Origin of the sequence: Streptomyces sp. NPDC018029, from assembly GCF_044327655.1 — a bacterium.
GTDB lineage: Bacteria > Actinomycetota > Actinomycetes > Streptomycetales > Streptomycetaceae > Streptomyces.
In genome coordinates this window covers 269,042-287,908 of record NZ_JBIRFV010000004.1, presented here as the reverse complement: position 1 = coordinate 287,908, position 18,867 = coordinate 269,042, and the positions used below count along the sequence as shown (strand labels likewise).

General features: G+C 67.6%; 16 protein-coding genes and 1 pseudogene. 9 read left to right on the top strand and 8 right to left on the bottom strand.

Features of this window, described 5'->3' with window-relative positions:
- The first annotated feature begins 83 nt into the window (after positions 1-83).
- The 4 genes from ACH4D5_RS14180 (at position 84) to pknB (ending at position 6,741) form a co-directional block, all read left to right on the top strand.
- Positions 84-1,646, top strand: a complete 1,563-nt coding sequence (locus ACH4D5_RS14180; RefSeq protein WP_398301897.1) for a Stp1/IreP family PP2C-type Ser/Thr phosphatase — start codon at positions 84-86, stop codon at positions 1,644-1,646.
- Positions 1,647-1,672: 26 nt separating this feature from the next.
- The gene (locus ACH4D5_RS14175; protein ID WP_398301895.1) at positions 1,673-3,091 is read left to right on the top strand and encodes an FtsW/RodA/SpoVE family cell cycle protein; all 1,419 of its coding nucleotides are present in this window, start codon (positions 1,673-1,675) and stop codon (positions 3,089-3,091) included.
- Positions 3,088-4,551, top strand: a complete 1,464-nt coding sequence (locus tag ACH4D5_RS14170; RefSeq protein WP_398301893.1) for a peptidoglycan D,D-transpeptidase FtsI family protein — start codon at positions 3,088-3,090, stop codon at positions 4,549-4,551. Before ACH4D5_RS14175 ends, ACH4D5_RS14170 begins: the two co-directional genes overlap by 4 nt.
- 168 nt (positions 4,552-4,719) lie before the next feature.
- Complete coding sequence (pknB, locus tag ACH4D5_RS14165; protein ID WP_398301892.1) at positions 4,720-6,741, top strand: Stk1 family PASTA domain-containing Ser/Thr kinase; 2,022 nt, start codon at positions 4,720-4,722, stop codon at positions 6,739-6,741.
- Positions 6,742-6,835: 94 nt separating this feature from the next.
- On the opposite strand, the pseudogene ACH4D5_RS14160 reads toward pknB, so the two are convergent.
- Positions 6,836-7,009: pseudogene (locus tag ACH4D5_RS14160) on the bottom strand (class E sortase); the annotation flags it as partial.
- Positions 7,010-8,560: 1,551 nt separating this feature from the next.
- On the opposite strand from ACH4D5_RS14160, the gene ACH4D5_RS14155 reads away from it, so the two are divergent.
- Positions 8,561-8,710 carry a hypothetical protein gene (locus ACH4D5_RS14155; protein WP_398301891.1) on the top strand — a complete coding sequence of 50 codons (150 nt, stop codon included), beginning with the start codon at positions 8,561-8,563 and terminating at the stop codon, positions 8,708-8,710.
- A gap of 468 nt (positions 8,711-9,178) precedes the next feature.
- Here the strand turns inward: ACH4D5_RS14155 and ACH4D5_RS14150 are convergent, their stop codons facing one another.
- The 5 genes from ACH4D5_RS14150 to ACH4D5_RS14130 all read right to left on the bottom strand — a co-directional run bounded on the left by ACH4D5_RS14150 (position 9,179) and on the right by ACH4D5_RS14130 (position 13,326).
- Positions 9,179-9,925 (bottom strand): class E sortase, encoded by a 747-nt coding sequence (locus ACH4D5_RS14150; RefSeq protein ID WP_398301890.1) that lies wholly within the window; start codon positions 9,923-9,925, stop codon positions 9,179-9,181.
- A gap of 24 nt (positions 9,926-9,949) precedes the next feature.
- Positions 9,950-10,939 (bottom strand): class E sortase, encoded by a 990-nt coding sequence (locus ACH4D5_RS14145; protein WP_398301889.1) that lies wholly within the window; start codon positions 10,937-10,939, stop codon positions 9,950-9,952.
- On the bottom strand, positions 10,936-11,598 hold the full coding sequence (locus ACH4D5_RS14140; RefSeq protein ID WP_398301887.1) for an aminodeoxychorismate/anthranilate synthase component II: 663 nt from the start codon (positions 11,596-11,598) through the stop codon (positions 10,936-10,938). Before ACH4D5_RS14140 ends, ACH4D5_RS14145 begins: the two co-directional genes overlap by 4 nt.
- Before the next feature lie 210 nt (positions 11,599-11,808).
- Complete coding sequence (locus tag ACH4D5_RS14135) at positions 11,809-12,498, bottom strand: class E sortase (RefSeq protein WP_398302608.1); 690 nt, start codon at positions 12,496-12,498, stop codon at positions 11,809-11,811.
- Positions 12,499-12,555: 57 nt separating this feature from the next.
- Complete coding sequence (locus tag ACH4D5_RS14130) at positions 12,556-13,326, bottom strand: DUF881 domain-containing protein (RefSeq protein WP_398301885.1); 771 nt, start codon at positions 13,324-13,326, stop codon at positions 12,556-12,558.
- 143 nt (positions 13,327-13,469) lie between these two features.
- Between ACH4D5_RS14130 and crgA the strand changes: the two genes are divergently transcribed.
- A complete protein-coding gene (gene crgA, locus ACH4D5_RS14125) occupies positions 13,470-13,727 on the top strand; it encodes a cell division protein CrgA (RefSeq protein ID WP_055563960.1) in 258 nt (85 codons plus the stop codon).
- A gap of 278 nt (positions 13,728-14,005) precedes the next feature.
- Here the strand turns inward: crgA and ACH4D5_RS14120 are convergent, their stop codons facing one another.
- Positions 14,006-14,902, bottom strand: a complete 897-nt coding sequence (locus ACH4D5_RS14120) for a rhomboid family intramembrane serine protease (protein ID WP_398301883.1) — start codon at positions 14,900-14,902, stop codon at positions 14,006-14,008.
- 135 nt (positions 14,903-15,037) lie between these two features.
- Positions 15,038-15,571, bottom strand: a complete 534-nt coding sequence (locus ACH4D5_RS14115) for a peptidylprolyl isomerase (protein ID WP_398301881.1) — start codon at positions 15,569-15,571, stop codon at positions 15,038-15,040.
- A gap of 354 nt (positions 15,572-15,925) precedes the next feature.
- Here ACH4D5_RS14115 and ACH4D5_RS14110 point away from each other — a divergent pair, with 354 nt between their 5' ends.
- From ACH4D5_RS14110 to ACH4D5_RS14100, 3 genes are all read left to right on the top strand, one after another.
- Positions 15,926-16,666: a DUF5324 family protein gene (locus ACH4D5_RS14110; RefSeq protein WP_398302606.1), complete on the top strand. Its 741-nt coding sequence runs from the start codon at positions 15,926-15,928 to the stop codon at positions 16,664-16,666.
- Between the two features lie 170 nt (positions 16,667-16,836).
- On the top strand, positions 16,837-18,315 hold the full coding sequence (locus ACH4D5_RS14105; RefSeq protein WP_398301879.1) for an aminotransferase class I/II-fold pyridoxal phosphate-dependent enzyme: 1,479 nt from the start codon (positions 16,837-16,839) through the stop codon (positions 18,313-18,315).
- A gap of 2 nt (positions 18,316-18,317) precedes the next feature.
- Entirely contained in the window at positions 18,318-18,821 is a 504-nt protein-coding gene (locus tag ACH4D5_RS14100; RefSeq protein WP_398301877.1) for a flavin reductase family protein, read from the top strand.
- The last annotated feature ends 46 nt before the right edge of the window (positions 18,822-18,867 follow it).

Sequence of the window (18,867 nt, the reverse complement as noted above, 5' to 3'; positions counted from 1 at the left end):
GTCCAGGCACTGGACGCCGGCGCGCTCCCGACCGGAGGGTGGGCACCGTGCGGATGTACCCGGAGCCGACGGGCGAGGTGCGCATGAGTCTGTCTTTGCGCTTCGCCGCCGGATCGCACAAGGGCATGATCCGGGAGGGGAACGAGGACTCCGGTTACGCCGGCCCGCGTCTCCTCGCGATCGCCGACGGCATGGGGGGCCAGGCCGCGGGCGAGGTGGCGAGCTCCGAGGTCATCTCGACGCTCGTCACCCTCGACGACGACGTGCCGGGCTCGGACATCCTGACGTCCCTGGGCACCGCCGTGCAGCGGGCCAACGACCAGCTGCGCCTGATGGTCGAGGAGGACCCCCAGCTCGAGGGCATGGGGACCACCCTGACCGCCCTCCTGTGGACGGGCCAGCGCCTCGGCCTCGTCCACGTCGGCGACTCGCGCGCGTACCTCCTCCGGGACGGCGTCCTCACGCAGATCACCCAGGACCACACCTGGGTGCAGCGCCTCGTCGACGAGGGCCGCATCACCGAGGAAGAGGCCACCACCCACCCGCAGAGGTCCCTCCTCATGCGCGCGCTGGGCAGCGGAGACCACGTCGAGCCCGACCTGTCGATCCGGGAAGTCCGCGCCGGTGACCGGTATCTGATCTGCTCGGACGGTCTCTCCGGAGTCGTCTCGCACCAGACCATGGAGGACACCCTCGCGTCCTACCAGGGCCCGCAGGAGACCGTGCAGGAGCTCATCCAGCTCGCGCTGCGCGGCGGCGGCCCCGACAACATCACCGTGATCATCGCCGACGTCCTGGACATCGACAGCGGTGACACCCTCGCGGGCCAGCTGTCCGACACCCCCGTGGTCGTCGGCGCGGTCGCCGAGAACCAGCTCCAGGCGCAGGACGACGGCGCCATGCAGACCCCCGCGGGCCGGGCCTCCGGGCTCGGCCGCCCGGTCCCGCCGCAGGCCCCCCACGGGCAGGGCGGCGGCTTCGGCCCGCCCGGCAGCGGCGACACCACGGGGTACGTCCCCGAGGGCAGCTTCGGGGCGTACGACGACGATGACTTCGTGAAGCCCGGCGGCGGCCGCAAGTGGCTCAAGAGATCCCTCTACGGAGTGCTTGCGCTCGCCGTCATCGGCGGCGGTCTGTACGGCGGCTACCGCTGGACGCAGACCCAGTACTACGTGGGCACGAAGGACGAGCACATCGCCCTGTACCGCGGCATCGACCAGGACCTGGCCTGGGTCAGCCTGTCGAAGGTCGAGAAGGACCACCCCGAGATCGAACTCAAGTACCTGCCGCCGTACCAGCGCAAGCAGGTCGAGGGGACGATCCCCGAGGACAACCTCGACGCCGCCAAGAGCAAGATCGAGGAGCTCGGCGTGCAGGCCTCCGCCTGCAAGAAGGACGCCGAGCGCCGCGAGGTCGAGCGCGAGAACAACGCCAAGACCGGCGAAGGTGAAGCCGGTGGCACGACCGGGCTGCGCAAGGCGCCGACCCCGGACCCGACCACGCCCGGCCAGCCCACCGAGACCGACCGGAACGACCAGAACAGCACCACCGAAAAGAACAAGTCCAAGACCGCACCGACTCCCACACCCGGCCCCAGCCTCTCCGAGGATGAGCAGAAGCTGGTCCCGCTGTGCGGTAAGCAGTAAGCAGCCGTTGGGGGCCTCTGCACGCCATGAGCAGTACTACACATACGTCGACGATCGGCGCGATCGGAGCGCCGAGCAGGCGCAACACCGAGCTCGCGCTGCTCGCGTTCGCGGTCGTCATCCCGCTGTTCGCCTACATCAACGTAGGCCTGGCGCTCGACGGCAAGCTGCCGTCCGGCATGCTCGGCTACGGCCTCGGGCTCGGGCTCCTCGCCGCGGTGGGCCACATCGTGGTCCGCCGTTTCGCGGCCTACGCCGACCCGCTGCTGCTGCCGCTCGGCACGCTGCTCAACGGCCTCGGCCTGGTCGTCATCTGGCGCCTGGACCAGTCCGAGAAGCTGCAGCGCCTGGCCAAGCTCGCCACGGGCACGTTCAACCCGTCGGCGCCGAAGCAGCTGATGTTCTCGGCCATCGGCATCGCGCTCTTCGTGGGCGTGCTGATGCTGCTCAAGGACCACCGCGTCCTGCAGCGGTACACGTACATCTCCATGGTCGCCGCGCTCTTCCTGCTGCTCCTGCCGCTCGTGCCCGGCCTCGGCCGGAACGTGTTCGGCGCCAAGATCTGGATCAGCGTCGCCGGCTTCTCCATTCAGCCCGGTGAGTTCGCGAAGATCGTCATCGCCATCTTCTTCGCCGGCTATCTCATGGTGAAGCGCGACGCGCTCGCCCTGGCCAGCCGCCGCTTCATGGGCCTGTACCTGCCGCGCGGACGCGACCTCGGCCCGATCGTCGTCGTCTGGGCGATGTCCATCCTGATCCTGGTCTTCGAGACCGACCTCGGTACGTCGCTGCTGTTCTTCGGCATGTTCGTCGTGATGCTCTACGTCGCCACGGAGCGCACCAGCTGGATCGTGTTCGGTCTGCTGATGTCCGCGGTCGGCGCGGTCGGCGTGGCCACCTTCGAGCCGCACGTGCAGCAGCGTGTGGACGCCTGGCTGAACCCGTTCGCCCCCGAGACCCTGGCGCAGACCGATCAGATCGCCCAGTCCCTGATGGCGTTCGGCTCCGGTGGGGTCCTCGGCACCGGCCTCGGCCAGGGCAACTCCGACCTCATCGGCTTCGCCGCCAACTCCGACTTCATCCTCGCCACCTTCGGCGAGGAGCTGGGTCTGGCCGGCGTCATGGCCATCCTGCTGGTCTACGGCCTGATCGTGGAGCGCGGCGTCCGCACGGCGCTCGCCGCCCGCGACCCGTTCGGCAAGCTCCTCGCGATCGGCCTCTCCGGAGCCTTCGCCATCCAGGTCTTCGTCGTCTCCGGCGGTGTCATGGGTCTCATCCCGCTGACCGGTATGACCATGCCCTTCCTCGCGAACGGCGGTTCGTCCGTGATCGCCAACTGGGCCCTGATCGGCATCCTCATCCGGATCAGCGACACCGCGCGCCGCCCGGCCCCGTCCCCCGCCCCGAACCCCGACGCCGAGATGACCCAGGTGGTCCGACCGTGAACAAGCCCCTGCGCCGGATCGCGATCTTCTGCGGGCTGCTCATCCTCGCCCTGCTCGCCCGGGACAACTGGCTCCAGTACGTCCAGGCCGATTCGCTGGCCAAGCACGAGAAGAACCGCCGCGTCACCATCGAGCGCTACTCCCAGCCGCGCGGCGACATCATCGTCGACGGCAAGCCCATCACCGGCTCCAAGGCCACTCCCGACAGTGACCTGAAGTACAAGCGCACCTGGAAGGACGGGCCCATGTGGGCGCCCGTCACCGGTTACTCCTCGCAGCGCATCGGCGCCAGCCAGCTGGAGAGCATCGACGACGGCATCCTCACCGGCAACGACGACCGGCTCTTCTTCCGCCGCACGCTCGACATGCTGACCGGCGAGAAGAAGGAGGGCGGCAATGTCGTCACGACCCTCAACTCCGCCGCGCAGAAGGCCGCGTACGACGGCCTGAAGGGCCGCGGCAAGGGCGCCGTCGCCGCGATCGACCCGTCGACGGGCGCGATCCTGGCCCTCGCCTCCACGCCGTCGTACGACCCGGGTGACTTCGCGGGCAACACCAACGAAGAGGCCCAGAAGTTCATCGACCTCGACAAGGACAAGGACAAGCCGCTGGTCAACCGCGCGCTGCGCGAGACCTACCCGCCCGGCTCCACCTTCAAGGTGGTCACGGCGGCGGCCGCCCTGGAGCACGGCCTGTACAACAGCATCGACGAGAAGACGGACTCGCCGCTGCCGTGGACCATGCCGAACACCACGACCCCGCTGAAGAACGAGAACAACATCCCCTGCAAGAACGTCTCGCTGCGTGAGGCGCTGCGCATCTCCTGCAACACCGTCTTCGGCAAGATCGGTTCCGATCTCGGCAAGGACAAGATGCTGGAGACGGCCAAGAAGTTCGGCTTCAACTCCCAGCAGTTCGTCCCCGTCCGCTCGAACGCCTCCAACTTCCCCGAGGAGATGGACAAGCCGCAGACCGCGCTGTCCTCCATCGGCCAGTTCGAGACCGCCACGACGCCCCTGCAGATGGCCATGGTCACCGCTGCGATCGCCAACGACGGCACGCTCATGGAGCCGTACATGGTCAGCGAGCTGCAGGCGCGCAACCTCGACGTCATCGAGAAGCACTCGCCCAAGGAGATGAGCGAGCCGCTCTCGAAGGAGAACGCCCAGAAGCTCCAGGAAATGATGGAGACGGTCGTCAAGACGGGCACCGGAACCAAGGCGCAGATCCCCGGCGTCACCGTCGGAGGCAAGACGGGTACGGCGCAGCACGGCGTCGCGAACAGCGAGAACCCGTACGCCTGGTTCATCTCGTACGCGAAGACGGACTCCGGTTCGCCGGTCGCCGTCGCCGTGGTGGTCGAGGACAGCGACGCCGACCGCGGAGACATCTCCGGTGGTGGCCTCGCGGCGCCCATCGCCAAGGACGTGATGAAGGCAGTCATCGAAAGCAAGAAGTGACCCCCGTCACGGCCCCTCCACATCGGTGCACGTTGCGGTACCGGTCCGGTATCGGGTGACGGTCGCGGCCGGGTCACGCAAGTGGAGCCGGGTACCGTATGCCCGGACAGCACACCGCCGGACCACACAACGGTGCGGTCGGGACCGACGGAGAGGGCTGGAATAGCTATGGAAGAGCCGCGTCGCCTCGGCGGCCGGTACGAGCTGGGCCAGGTGCTCGGCCGTGGTGGGATGGCGGAGGTCTACCTCGCGCACGACACCCGCCTCGGTCGCACCGTGGCGGTGAAGACGCTGCGAGTCGACCTCGCCCGCGACCCGTCGTTCCAGGCCCGGTTCCGCCGTGAGGCCCAGTCTGCCGCCTCGCTCAACCACCCGGCGATCGTCGCGGTCTACGACACCGGCGAGGACTACGTGGACGGGGTCTCCATCCCGTACATCGTGATGGAGTACGTCGACGGTTCCACCCTGCGCGAGCTCCTGCACTCCGGCCGCAAGCTGCTGCCCGAGCGTGCCATGGAGATGACGATCGGCATCCTCCAGGCCCTGGAGTACTCGCACCGCAACGGCATCGTGCACCGCGACATCAAGCCGGCGAACGTCATGCTGACGCGCAACGGCCAGGTCAAGGTCATGGACTTCGGCATCGCCCGCGCCATGGGCGAGTCCGGCATGACGATGACGCAGACCGCCGCGGTCATCGGCACGGCGCAGTACCTCTCTCCGGAGCAGGCCAAGGGCGAGCAGGTCGACGCCCGCTCGGACCTCTACTCCACCGGCTGTCTCCTCTACGAGCTGCTCACGGTCCGGCCGCCCTTCGTGGGCGACTCCCCGGTCGCCGTGGCCTATCAGCACGTGCGGGAAGAGCCGCAGGCCCCGAGCGTCTTCGACAACGAGATCACGCCCGAGATGGACGCGATCGTCCTCAAGGCGCTCACGAAGGACCCGGACTACCGCTACCAGTCGGCCGACGAGATGCGCGCCGACATCGAGGCCTGCCTCGACGGCCAGCCCGTCGCGGCCACCGCCGCCATGGGCGCGGTCGGCTACGGCGGGGCCGACGGCTATGGGGCCGACCAGCAGACCGCGATGCTCCGCCCGCAGAACGGCGGCGGCCAGACGTCGATGATGCCGCCGGTCAACCCGGACGACGGGGGCTACGGCTACGACGAGGGCCGCGGCCGCCGCCAGAAGAAGAGCAACACGTCGACGTGGCTGCTCGTCATCGCCGGCATCCTGGTCCTGGTCGGCGCGATCCTCATCGGCAAGTACACGTTCGGCGGGGACGGCGGGGGCGACGGGACCATCAAGGCCCCGAAGCTCATCGGCGAGACCGAGGCCGAGGCGAAGCGGTCCGCGAAGAACGTCGGCCTCGAGCTGGAGGTCGGCGACCGCAAGGCGTGCGCGAAGTACCCGAAGGGTGAGGTCTGCTCGCAGGACCCGGGGGTGAACGCCGATGTCAAGAAGGGCGACACCATCACGGTGACCGTCTCGACGGGCACGCCGAAGATCGGAGTTCCGAATGTCATCGGTTCGGACATCGAGGACGCCAGGGCGAAGCTCGAGGACGACAAATACCAGTTCGTCGTCGACACTAAGCCCGTGGAATCCACCCAGGCTCCGGGCCAGGTCCTTGACCAGGACCCGCCCAGCGGAACCGAGGTCCAAAAGGGCAGCAAGATCACCCTTGAGGTCGCCAAGAAGAAGGAGCAGTCAGTCGTCCCCAGCGTGGTCGGCAAGACCTGGGAAGAGGCCAAGCAGCAGATTGAGGCCAACGACCTGGTCCCCAAGCGTGAAGACGTGGCCAGTGAGGACATCGAGGAAGGCAAGGTCCTTCAGACCACGCCTATGGCAGGCACTTCGGCCGACCCTGGCTCCACCGTCACCGTCCAGGTCGCCAAGAAGGCCGAAGAGTCCACCGTTCCGCCCCTCACGGGTCAGAAGCTCAAGGACGCCCGCAAGGCCATCGAGGACGCCGGCCTGACGGTCGGAACCATCACGGGCCCGCAGGACGACGGCGCCCTCGTAGTCCTGTCCACCCCGGGCGCCGGAGAGAAGGCGAAGCCCGACACCGCAGTCAATCTGACCACGACGGGCGGCGGCAACAGCGACAACGGCGGAGGAGACGGAGGAGACGGAGGAGGCGGCTTCATCGGCGGCCTGTCCCACCGCGACAACCGCAACGAGAACTGAGCCACGGCGTAGAAAGTAGTCTACGAGGGAGCCCCGGTACCGGTGACTGGTACCGGGGCTTCCTAGTGCGCGTAGGTGTGAGCGGCACGGGCTGCTAGTTCAACTCCGTCAGCGGCGCCCGATTGTCGTCGACCTTTTCAATACGCTTCGGCTCGCCCCACACAATGTAGCGGTAGTTCGAGGCATAAATAGGCGTACGGGTAATTGACGTGACATGGCGGCCCGGCCTCTTCACGCCCGATTCCTTCGGAACGGGCCCCAAGACTTCGCCTTGCGGTCTCAGGGCAGCATCGCGTGCACCTCACAAACAATCCTTTACCTGATTCACGAATATCTCGAATACTCCACCCAAGAATTACAATAGTTCCACCCACAGAAAACCCAATGCCCCCTGGCGAGGCGCGCCACCAATCGGGCAGTAGCGATCGGGGCGCGCATAGATCATTCCCCCAGAAGCCTTCGTGTGATCCCCGCCACTTGCGCCCTGAAGGCGGCTACGACATACCACACAATAAGGTGCATGTGAGCATATTGGAACAGTTGCCTTATGCGCACACGTTCGATTAAATTCCCAGCGCCAGAAACATAACCAAGGAAAGGAAGAGGGCGTTGCGCAAGAACTGGGCAAGAATCGCAGTAATGGGAGTAGCGGCGACTCTAGCGACGATCCCCGTCACGGGAACCGCTTGGGCCGGTTACGGAAACGGCAAATGCACTGCAACATATAAGGGAGAAAGGTGCAGCGGATTCGCAGGGTTCGACGACGATGGCGATTGGCTCAGAGTTACAGATAACTCTAAGGATGGATATGGCGTGCGCGGATACATTAAAATTGTCGGCGCGTCAAGGCCACTCGATCACTTTGACAATACTGGAGGATCACAACTAACTTGGAGTTCCCAATATGCAAGTATAGTTGAGGGCACGGAGGTACTGGTGCGTGCTTGCCTAATCGACAACGGGCATGAACTTGCGGGATCGTGCGGGGAATGGGCAAAGGCAGAGGCCTGACCCTAAAATCTCGGGGGTCATAACTCTAAGCCGTACGCCCCCGCATAGAGTGGGAACGAAGCCGCCGGGGGTACTGGCAGCTTCGTTCCCAGCTCTGTTACTGGGTGGGGATCTCCCAACTGACTGGGTCTTCTGTGCGGCCGGCTGCCCTCATGGCTCTCCGGTGACCACCGCGTGGAAAGCGAAGCATCTCTTGGGCAGGGGGCATGGGGCCAGTACGCGTTGCGGGAGGTCGTGGATGCGCTGCTTACCAGGCTCGGACCAGCTGCCGGTGACGCTATCTACCACCCAAGAGCGCGGCGTAATACGTGGTGTGTGGCGCGACGACGGTGCCGCCGAGACCATCCACCACGGTCTGCCGCGCTGGTAGGCCCGGGGAGATACGCAAATGGCGTGAGGGACCCTACCGTCGTCGTGCTGGACTCGCAGGGCGTGCGGGCCTCCACGAAGCGCCGAAGGAGACGACCGAGCTGGATCCGGGCAAGAAGAGCCCTGGGCAGAGAAGAGGTATCGCCACCTATGTAATCGGCCTGGTCATCGCCGTAACGTGCTCGTGGCGAGCCTGCACGACAACATCATCAGCATCGCCCTGCTCAACAAGGTCACCGCGACCGCGCCGACAGTGACGTAGACGTGCGCGGACGCCAGGTTCAAGGAGGCCGTCGTGAAGCATGGCGCTCGCCTCGGCATCGGCTCAGCCGAAAGGGGTGGGTGGTCGAGCAGACTCTCGGCACCTTCATGCTGCACAGATGCCTCGTGCCTGACTACGAAACTAGGGGCCAGCGCGACGGCCTGGAACCACTGGTCCATGACCAACGTCGTGCTCCGCAGCCTTACCCGCCCTACCACCGCGACCCACCCACAGGGCACCTTCCACCTCTACCCAGCGGAAGCACAGATGGAGGAACGCCTGGTCAGCCGCGGCACCCTCGTCGACGCCGAATCCAGTCTTGTTTAGGCACGTGCTCACCGAGCTCCTGCGCGAGCGTGGCCTGCCGATCCACAAGGAATACGCCGCCCTCGGCACGAGCGGCCGCCTGGTACCAGACAGAGATCCCGTACATGTCAGCTGGTCACGCATGACTTGTGAGCTACCAACGCATCTTCATACGTTCCGATGCGTTGTTCGGGTGGCGCAGAAAGTCAGCTGCTGCAGAGTCAGGTCTCCACGACGCCTGCAGCCGAACCGACCCATCAGAGGGGCCAGATAAGTGATCAACGAGACAGCACCGCTGCAGTTGAGGACACTGCGTGGCAGTGTCCTCAACTGCAGCGGAGACGCTCGACAGCGTCAAAACACTGTCACTGCTTAAGGCGATCACACGCCGCCGGTGTTCTCCTACTGCCTCGATCAGAGCGTTGAACATGGGGACGACAGGCATGCCGAGGATGTGAGTATGTGACCCCGGTCACGAGGCCCATCACTTCAGTCCAACTCCGCCGGCGGCGTCCGCTTGCTGTCGACCTTCTCGACCCGCTCCAACTCGCCCCACACGACGTACCGGTGGCGCGACGTGTAGACGGGCGTACAGGTCGTCAGCGTGATGTAGCGGCCCGCCTTCTTCGCGCCCGACTCCTTCGGGATCGGGTCGAGGACCTTCACGTTGTACTTCGAGGTCTCGGGCAGCGTCGCGTACACCTTGTAGACGTACCACTTGTCCCTGGACTCGAAGACGATCGCGTCGCCCTTCTTGATCTTGTCGATCTTGTGGAACTTCGCGCCGTGGCCGTCGCGGTGCGCGGCCAGCGAGAAGTTGCCCTTCTTGTCCTGGGGAAGGGCCGACTTGACCGGCTTCTTGTAGTAGCCCGCGATGCCGTCGTTGAGGAGCTCGCTGCTGGTGCCCGCCTTGACGAGGATCTCACCGTCGCCCATCGCGGGTACGTGGAGGAAGCCGATGCCGTCCTTGGTGTCGAGGCCGCCAGGGCCGCGACCCTCCGCCCAGTGGTCGCGTACCTGGTCGCCCTGCCGGTGCGCCTCGCGGTCCGCTATGACGTTCGTCCACCAGAGCGAGTAGGCGACGAACAGGCCGAGTACGAGGCCCGCGGTGATGAGGAGTTCGCCGAAGACGCTGACCGCCGTGGCGATCGGGCCGCGGCCGCGCCGCCGGGGTGCGGGAGCGGGAGAGGAGGCCGGCGCCTCGGCCTGCTTCTCGTCGTCGGTCGTGGCTGCCACTGGATCTGCCCCGTTCTCACCGTTCTAGTTCACGAGCGCGCTCGGTTTTCCCTTGTCGCGCGGTCGTTCCTCGACCATCTTGCCCCAGACGATCATTCGATACTTACTCGTGAATTCCGGGGTACAGGTGGTCAGTGTGATGTACCGGCCGGGTTTGGTGAAGCCCGAACCCGGCGGGACGGGCCCGATCACGCTCGTGTTGCTGGGCATGGTCTGCGGCAGGATGCTCGCCATCTTGTAGACGAAGTACTTGTCCTGCGTCTCCACGACGATGGGGTCGCCCGGCTCCAGCCGGTTGATGTAGCGGAACGGCTCACCGTGCGTGTTGCGGTGACCCGCGACCGCGAAGTTGCCGGTCTTGGCGTCCGGCATCGCGGTCTTGGTCGCGCCCTCGTTGTAGTGCCCGACCATGCCGCGGTCGAGGACCTTCTGCTTGTCGATGCCCTCGGCGACCGGCACGACGACGTCGAGACGCGGAATGTGCAGCAGCGCGAAACCCTGCCCCGGCTCGAAGGCCCCGGGCTTGCCCTCGCCCTTGGCCCAGCTCTCCTGGAGGTCGTGCTTGGCGCCGTCCGCCTGCTGTTGGGCACGGATGTTCGTCCACCACAGCTGGTACGTGACGAACAGGAGCATCAGGACGCCGACGGTGATGAAGACCTCGCCGAGCCCCCGGCTGATCACCGCTCCCGGCGACGGCCTGCGGGCACGCTCCGCACGGCGGGCCTCGACCCGCGTGAGGGGTACGCCCGGGCGGGGCTCCACGGGGCGCGTGGCCCCCTTCTTGGCGGCCTTGCGGCGCGCGGCCCTGCCCTCTGCGGGGAGGCCGGGGCCCGGTGGTTCCACTATTCGCCGCGTGTCGGCGGTCCGCAGCCCGATCGTCTCGTCGTCCCGGACCGGCTCGTACGGGGGCGGCGTGGGATCCGCCGGCGCGCTGCGGAACCACGGAGAGGGGTGCTCCCCCGGGGGCTGATACGAGCCTCCGGAGGAGCCGCGCTCGGGGCCCGGCGCCGTCACGCCGTGGCCCTGCCCACCACCGGGGCGAGCCCGCTCGATCGGGCGACGGCGCCGGTGTCGCCGCACTCCGCCAGCCAGTTGGCGAGCATGAGGTGGCCGTGCTCGGTGAGGACCGACTCGGGGTGGAACTGCACGCCCTCGACGGCGTGTTCACGGTGGCGCAGCCCCATGATGATGCCGTCCTCCGTACGCGCGGTGACCTCGAGCTCCGCCGGTACGGTGGCGGGCTCGGCGGCCAGCGAGTGGTAGCGGGTCGCCGTGAACGGGGACGGCAGGCCCGCGAAGACTCCCTTGCCCTCGTGACGGACGGACGAGGTCTTGCCGTGCAGGAGCTCCGGGGCACGGTCCACCACGCCGCCGTACGCCACCGCCATGGACTGCATGCCGAGGCAGACCCCGAAGACGGGCACGCCGGTGGCGGCGCAGTGCCGCACCATCTCGACGCAGACGCCCGCCTGTTCCGGGGTGCCGGGGCCCGGCGACAGCAGTACGCCGTCGAAGCCGTCCTGCGCGTGCCGCAGCTCGACCTCGTCGTTGCGCAGCACCTCGCACTCGGCACCCAGCTGGTAGAGGTACTGGACGAGGTTGAAGACGAAGCTGTCGTAGTTGTCGACGACGAGGATGCGGCTGCGGCTGCGGGCGCCGCCGGCGGTGCTCACTGGCCGTCCACGGTGACGTCGTTGAAGGGCAGCAGCGGCTCCGCCCACGGGAAGACGTACTGGAACAGGACATAGACCACCGCGAGGACGAGCACCAGGGAAATCAGTGCTCTCACCCATGCGTTTCCCGGCAGATGCCGCCAGATCCAGCCGTACATGCCGTCCCTTCCGTCGCGTACGACCCGGCCTCCCGCGTCGTACCGCACCAGACTAACGGCGCAGTGCCTCCGGTTTCCCTGCCTCCACGGGCTGGGTCGCGTCCAGATGCGCCCAGGCGATCAGCCGGTGGCTGTGGCCCCACTCTGGTTCACAGGTCGTAAGCGTGAGGTAACGGCCCGGGCCGTCGTAGCCGGACTTGCGCGGCACGGGGTCGATCACGTCGATGTCGCCGGGGAGGGTCTTGTAGGGCTTCTTGTCGATGCGGTACGTGAACCAGGTCGCGCCGTCGGTCAGGACGACGGCGTCACCGGGGCGCAGCTTCGGGAAGTCCTTGAAGGGGTCGCCGTAGGTGCGGCGGTGGCCCGCGACGGCGAAGTTGCCCTTCTGGCCGAGCCGGGCGGTGGAGGCGTAGTGGCCGAGGCCCTTCTTGAGGACGTCGGTGCCGGTGCCGTGGAGCACGGGCTTGTTCCACGTGAAACCGAAGCGCGGGATGTACATGACGGCGAAGGCCTTGCCGTTCTTGTACGGGCCGGGCGGCTGCGGCGAGGTCTCGGTCGGCTTCTCGTCCGTCCCCGCGGAGACCGCGCCCTGGGCCCATCGGTCCTGCAGCTCGTCGATCTGGCTGTCCATGGCGTTGTCGGCCTTCACGCCGGTCCAGAACAGGACGTACGCGACGAAGAGCACGATCAACGTGCCGACGGTGATGCACAGTTCGCTGAACGTCCTGACCAGCACACGCACGGACACAGGACCCCCCAGAGGCGGCTACTCCACGGTCGATCCGCAGTCATCCCGCGGTCATTCCACCGGCTTCGCGTGGTGGAGATCCACTGTGCCCGAGTAGCCGGGAAGAGTCACCGCCCCGTCGTCGTCCACTTTCCAGCCGAGTCCGTACGCGTTGACGTACAGCATGTAGTTCTGGATCTCGGGGGACGCCGAGAGGGCGGTCCTGAGCTTGTCGGGGTCTCCGACAGCCGTCACCTTGTACGGCGGGGAGTAGACGCGGCCCTGGAGGATCAGGGTGTTGCCGACGCAGCGCACGGCGCTCGTGGAGATCAGGCGCTGGTCCATGACCTTGATGCCCTCGGCGCCGCCCTGCCAGAGCGCGTTGACCACGGCCTGGAGGTCCTGCTGGTGGATGACCAGGTCGTTGGGCTGGGGCTCGGGGTAACCGGGGAGCTTCGCGGTGGCGTCGGGCGGGGCGTCGGCGAGGGTGACGGTGATCGCCTTGCCGCTGAGCTTCTTGGTGCCGGCGTTCTTCTCGAGCGCTTTGAGCCGGGCACTGTCCGCCTTGGTGCCGCCGCCGTCGCGCTCGGCGAGCGATTCGACGTCGTCGCGGAGGGCGCCGTTGGACTCGTCGAGCTTGCCGTTCTTGTGGCTGCGCTCCTGAATGAGGTCGGAGAGTTTCAGCAGGGACGCGTCGGTACGGATGTTGGTGCCCTTGGCCGTGTTGAAACTGGTGAAGAAGATCAGCCCGGCGAGTGCGAAAACAGCACCCGTAAGCACCCGAACCGGACGCCATCGGGGGCGACGACCGGCACCTTTGTGAGGGTCGGCAGAATTGCTCAACGTACCCTTATCTCCTTCAGCGCCTTGGAAGCACTACGCTAACGGACGCCCGGGGGAGGCTTCAGCTCCTTAGTAGTGCCCCGCCAGGCGCCAGACCACAGTTACCTGCGCGGCCACGCAGCGCATCGACAGGAGAGACCCTCGTGCCGAAGTCACGTATCCGCAAGAAGGCAGACGACTACACTCCGCCGCCGGCCAAGAAGGCGACGAACATCAAGCTGACGAATCGCAGCTGGGTGGCTCCGGTGATGCTGGCGATGTTCCTCATCGGGCTCGCCTGGATCGTCGTCTTCTACGTCACGGACGGCAAGCTGCCGATCGACCCGCTGGGCAACTGGAACATCGTGGTCGGCTTCGGCTTCATCGCGGCCGGATTCGGCGTCTCCACTCAGTGGAAGTAGCTCGCCGGACGGTGAAAGCAGCCCGCCGGACGGCGGAAGCAGCCCGCCAGAAGCAAGCCCTGCCCTGAGTTATCCACAGCGCTATCCACATGAGTGGAAAAAGGCTGAAGATCTGTGGATAACCCTCAGCCGGTTGACGCCGGTGTGACTGACCCACCGGGTCTCCCTCCTCGCCCGCCCCTTGTCCTTCCTGGGAAAACCCAGGTCAGCGACAAGGGGCACGGTTGTTCCCCACAGCATGCACAAGATCCGGCACACGCTGTGGACAACCCGGTACGTCAGGTGAGCTCCGCGGTCCGAACGAGGACCATGACCACCGTCGCGACGAGCACCAGCGCACAGCTGCCGTACTGGATGAGGTTCCGCCGCTCGCGGGGCGCGTGGACCATCGCGTACCCGACGATGACGCCGCCGACGAGCCCGCCGACGTGGGCCTGCCAGGCGATGTTGGGCCACCAGAAGGTGATCACCATGTTGATCGCAAGGAGGGCGAGGACCGGCCGCATGTCGTAGTTCAGGCGCCGCATCAGGATGGCGGTCGCGCCGAACAGGCCGAAGATCGCTCCGGAGGCCCCCACCGAGGGGCGGAACGGCTCTTCCAGGAGATACGTCAGCGCGCTGCCCGCGAGGCCCGAGACCACGTAGAGCGCGAGGTAGCGAACGCGGCCGAGGGCGGCTTCGAGCGGGCCGCCGATCCACCACAGGCTGAGCATGTTGAAGGCGATGTGCATGACGCTGCTGTGCAGGAACATCGCGGTCACCAGGCGGTACCACTGCCCCTCGGCGACACCCTCGACCGTGCCGAACTCCGGCACGAAGGCCCGTCCCAGCAGATCGAACCGGTCGGTGAAGCGATCCCCGACCACGAACTGCACCAGGAACAGGGCGAGATTCAGCCCGACCAGAACCTTGGTGACCAGGCGCGGGTCGGCGGTGACGGCGCCGCCCGCGACCGTACGCGGCTGGGTGGCCGTCGGCGCGTGACCGGTGCCGGAGCCGGTGCGGACGCACTCGGGGCACTGGAAGCCGACCGAGGCACTGATCATGCACTCGGGGCAGATGGGGCGCTCGCAGCGCGTGCAGGTGATACCGGTCTCACGGTCCGGATGCCGGTAGCAGCCGGGGAGGCCCGACGCGCCCTGTGGCTCCTGCGGGCTGCCTGGCGCCTGGTCCATGGGGTCCCCTCAATCTCCGTACGAAGGCACTGTGACGGCACACGTGGCAACGCGCCGCCCCGCCCTTCCTTACGGATGGGCGGGGCGGTTTGGTTCCCTCGCGCATACGCGTACGCGCGGGTCAGGCGTCGTGGGTCAGGCGTCGCGGGTCTCGATGACCACGGACTCGATGACCACGTCGTTGACCGGGCGGTCGGTGCGCGGGTTGGTCTGGGTGGCCGCGATGGCGTCCACGACCTTCTTGCCGGCGTCGTTGGCGACCTCGCCGAAGATGGTGTGCTTGCGGGTCAGCCACGCCGTCGGCGCGACAGTCACGAAGAACTGCGAGCCGTTGGTGCCGGGACCGGCGTTGGCCATCGCCAGCAGGTAGGGCTTGTCGAAGGCGAGGTCGGGGTGGAACTCGTCCTCGAACTCGTAGCCCGGACCGCCCGTGCCGTTGCCCAGCGGGTCACCGCCCTGGATCATGAAGCCGCTGATCACGCGGTGGAAGACCGTGCCGTCGTACAGACGGTCCTTCGTCTTCTTGCCGGTCTGCGGGTGAACCCACTCGCGCTCGCCCTGAGCGAGCTCAACAAAGTTCTTGACCGTCTTGGGCGCGTGATTCGGCAGAAGCCGGACCTCGATGTCGCCCTGGTTGGTCTTCAGGGTGGCGTAAAGCTGCTCAGCCACGATCTGCCTTCCGTTGTCTTCTGTGACACCCCGATCCTCGCACGGACCGGATTGGGACGAGTAGCCACCGACTGGGCGCGCGCCGAAGCGATCCATGGCATTGTCGGCCGGGAGCTCTTCTTGCACCAATTGGATCGAATTGAACGGAACGGGCCGACTGATCACCTGAACAGAGATCCTTTCCCTGTGCAGAGACTGGATCGGAGCCGGATGGGAACCGCTTCAGAGATTGGCCGGCGTCAGCTCCCGTGACCCGGATGCCCGCCCTCGCATGCCTTGGAACGATCCGGAAGGCATGATCGCTGAAAGGGTGGAAAGGTGACATACCTATACGCCACCGAGGAGGAGGATCCCGTGACCCGCATCGACAGCGTGCGCGCCGCCACCGGCTCTGCCAAGGACAGCGTGCGTCACGCCGCGGACGCGGTGGCGCCTTACGCCGACACGGCCAAGGACCGGGCCACCCACTACGCCCACGAAGCGCGCGTACGGCTCGCACCCAAGGTGTCGCTTGCCGCCCAGCAGGCCGCTGAGCAAGCCCGTGTGGCCGCCGAGCAAGCCCGTGTCCAGTACAGCGCCCACGTCGCACCCCGTGTCGAGCAGGCCCGTACGCATGTGCCGCCGAAGGTCGACCACGCAGCGCACGAAGCCGCCGTCCGCACCCGCAAGGCCGCCCGTCAGGCCGCCGACTACTCCAGGCCCCGTATCGAGCAGGCGGTCGCCGTCGCACAGCCCGTGCGCGAAGAGGCCGCGTCCCGTGGCACGGCGGCACTCGCCGCGCTGCGCGGGCAGGTCTCGGCGAAGGAGATCCAGCGCCTGGCCCGCAAGCACCAGCGCCGCGCCAAGGCGGGCCGTCTCGCCAAGAGGCTCGCCGTGGTCGGCATCCTCGCGGGCGGCGCGGTGGCCGCATGGAAGTGGTGGGACAAGCAGGCCAACCCGGACTGGCTGGTCGAGCCGCCCGCGGCCACCGAGGTCCCTGACAGCACGCCGCTGACCTCCGTCGACGGCAGCGGTCAGGCGGCCCTGGACCCGGAGGTGCAGGCCAAGCAGGCCGAGGCGGAGGCCGACAGCACGGACGGCGACAAGCGGAGCTGACGCCGCGGTCCCGTACGCGGTAGGACGCCGTGGGGCGGGGCCGTCAGGCCTCCCGCCCCACCGGTGTTTCACGTGAAACAACGCCCCGGGGCCCCACTCTGGCCCACTCCGCCCCGCGCCACCCGCGCAGTCGCGGGTTGGTGCCCGCCGAAACGGGAACTGCACCTGGCATGGCTGCGAACGAAAGCTTGAACCACGACGAGGCCCCCGTACTGGAGGCCCTGGAGCGGTACCACGAAGCCGACGAGCTCGCCTTCACGCCGCCCGGCCACAAGCAGGCCCGCGGCGCGGACCCACGGGTCACCAAGGTGCTCGGAGAAGCGGTGTTCCTCGGCGACGTGCTCGCCAGTGGCGGGCTCGACGACCGACTGAGCCGCCAGCAGATCCTGGAACGCGCCCAGCGGTTGATGGCCGACGCCGTGCACGCCGAGCACACCTACTTCTCCACGTGCGGCAGCTCCTTGTCGGTCAAGGCGGCCATGCTGACGGTGACTGCCCCGCACCGCCGTCTCCTGGTCGGCCGTGACGCCCACAAGTCCGTCATCGCGGGCCTGATCCTGTCGGGCGTCGAGCCCGTCTGGGTGAGCCCCGCCTGGGACCCGGAGCGGCACCTCGCCCACCCGCCGACAGCCGAGTCGTTCGAGGAAGCCTTCGAGGCCCATCCCGACGCCGACGGCGCACTGGTCACCAGCCCCACGCCCTACGGCTCGACCGCCGACCTGAACGGCATCGCCGAGGTGTGCCACCGGCGCGGCAAGCCCCTCATCGTCGACGAGGCCTGGGGCGCCCACCTGCCCTTCCACGACGAGCTGCCGACCTGGGCGATGGACGCGGGCGCGGACATCTGCGTCACCAGCGTCCACAAGATGGGCAGCGGCCTGGAACAGGGCTCGGTCTTCCACCTCCAGGGCGACCTCATCGACCCCGCAGTCCTCGCCTCCCGGGCCGACCTGCTGGGCACCACCAGCCCCTCCGTCCTGCTCTACGCGGGGCTCGACGGCTGGCGCCGCCAGATGGTCCAGCAGGGCAAGCAGCTTCTCGACGACGCCCTGCGCCTGGCTGCCGACACCCGTGCAGCGATCAGTGACATCGACGGTCTGCACGTCGACGGAGCCCAGGACTACTGCGGTCCCGGTCGGGCGGCCGATCTCGACCCCCTGCCCATCGTGATCGACCTCTCCGCGCTGGGGACCACCGGTTACCGCGCCGCCGACTGGCTGCGCACCCGGCACCACATCGACATGCACCTCTTCGACCACCGCAGGATCAGCGCCCAGCTGACCTACGCCGATGACGCGTCCTCCGTCGCGCGCCTCCTGGACGCGCTGCGCGACCTCTCCCGGCACGCCCCCGACCTGACCGACGCACCGGGGGTCGAAGTCCCCGACCCCGACGAGCTGCGCATGAAGCAGGCCTCGCTGCCGCGCGACGCATACTTCGCCGACCTCGAGGACGTGCCCGTGGAGGAGGCGACGGGACGCATCGCCGCAGAGATGATCACGCCGTACCCGCCCGGGATTCCCGTGGTCCTGCCCGGCGAGCGCCTGACGGAACCGGTCCTGAACTACCTGCGCTCGGGCGTACGAGCGGGCATGAACCTCCCGGACGCCGCCGACAGCTCGCTGACCACCGTCCGCGTCACCGCCTGACCATGGGCACGGACCAGGACATCTCGGCGTTCACCGGGCTCACGAACCCTGCCATGTACGTGGTCACCGCGGTGGCGGACGGGCAGCGCGCGGGCTGCCTGGTCGGCTTCGCGAGCCAGTGCTCCCTTCAGCCCGCCCGTTTCGCCGTGTGGCTCTCCAAGGCCAACCACACCTACCGTCTCGCCCGGTCGGCACGCACCCTCGCGGTCCACCTGCTGCCCCGGCACCGGCACGACCTCGCGGAGCGGTTCGGGTCCCTCTGCAGCGACCGGACGGACAAGTTCTCCGACCTGGACTGGCACGAGGGGCCGGACGGAACCGTGATCCTCTCCGATGCTCTCGCCTGGTTCGTCGGACGCGTCCACGACCGGTTCGACGGCGGCGACCACGTAGCTTTCGTGCTCGACCCCATCGCCGCCCACACCACGACCGGCACCGACGAACAGCTGCCGCCCCCGTTCGCCCTGAACGACGCGAGCGACATCACCGCCGGCCACCCGGCCTGACGCCCCCGGCCCCGCCCCACACCCCGTACGCAAAAAGCCCCTCTGA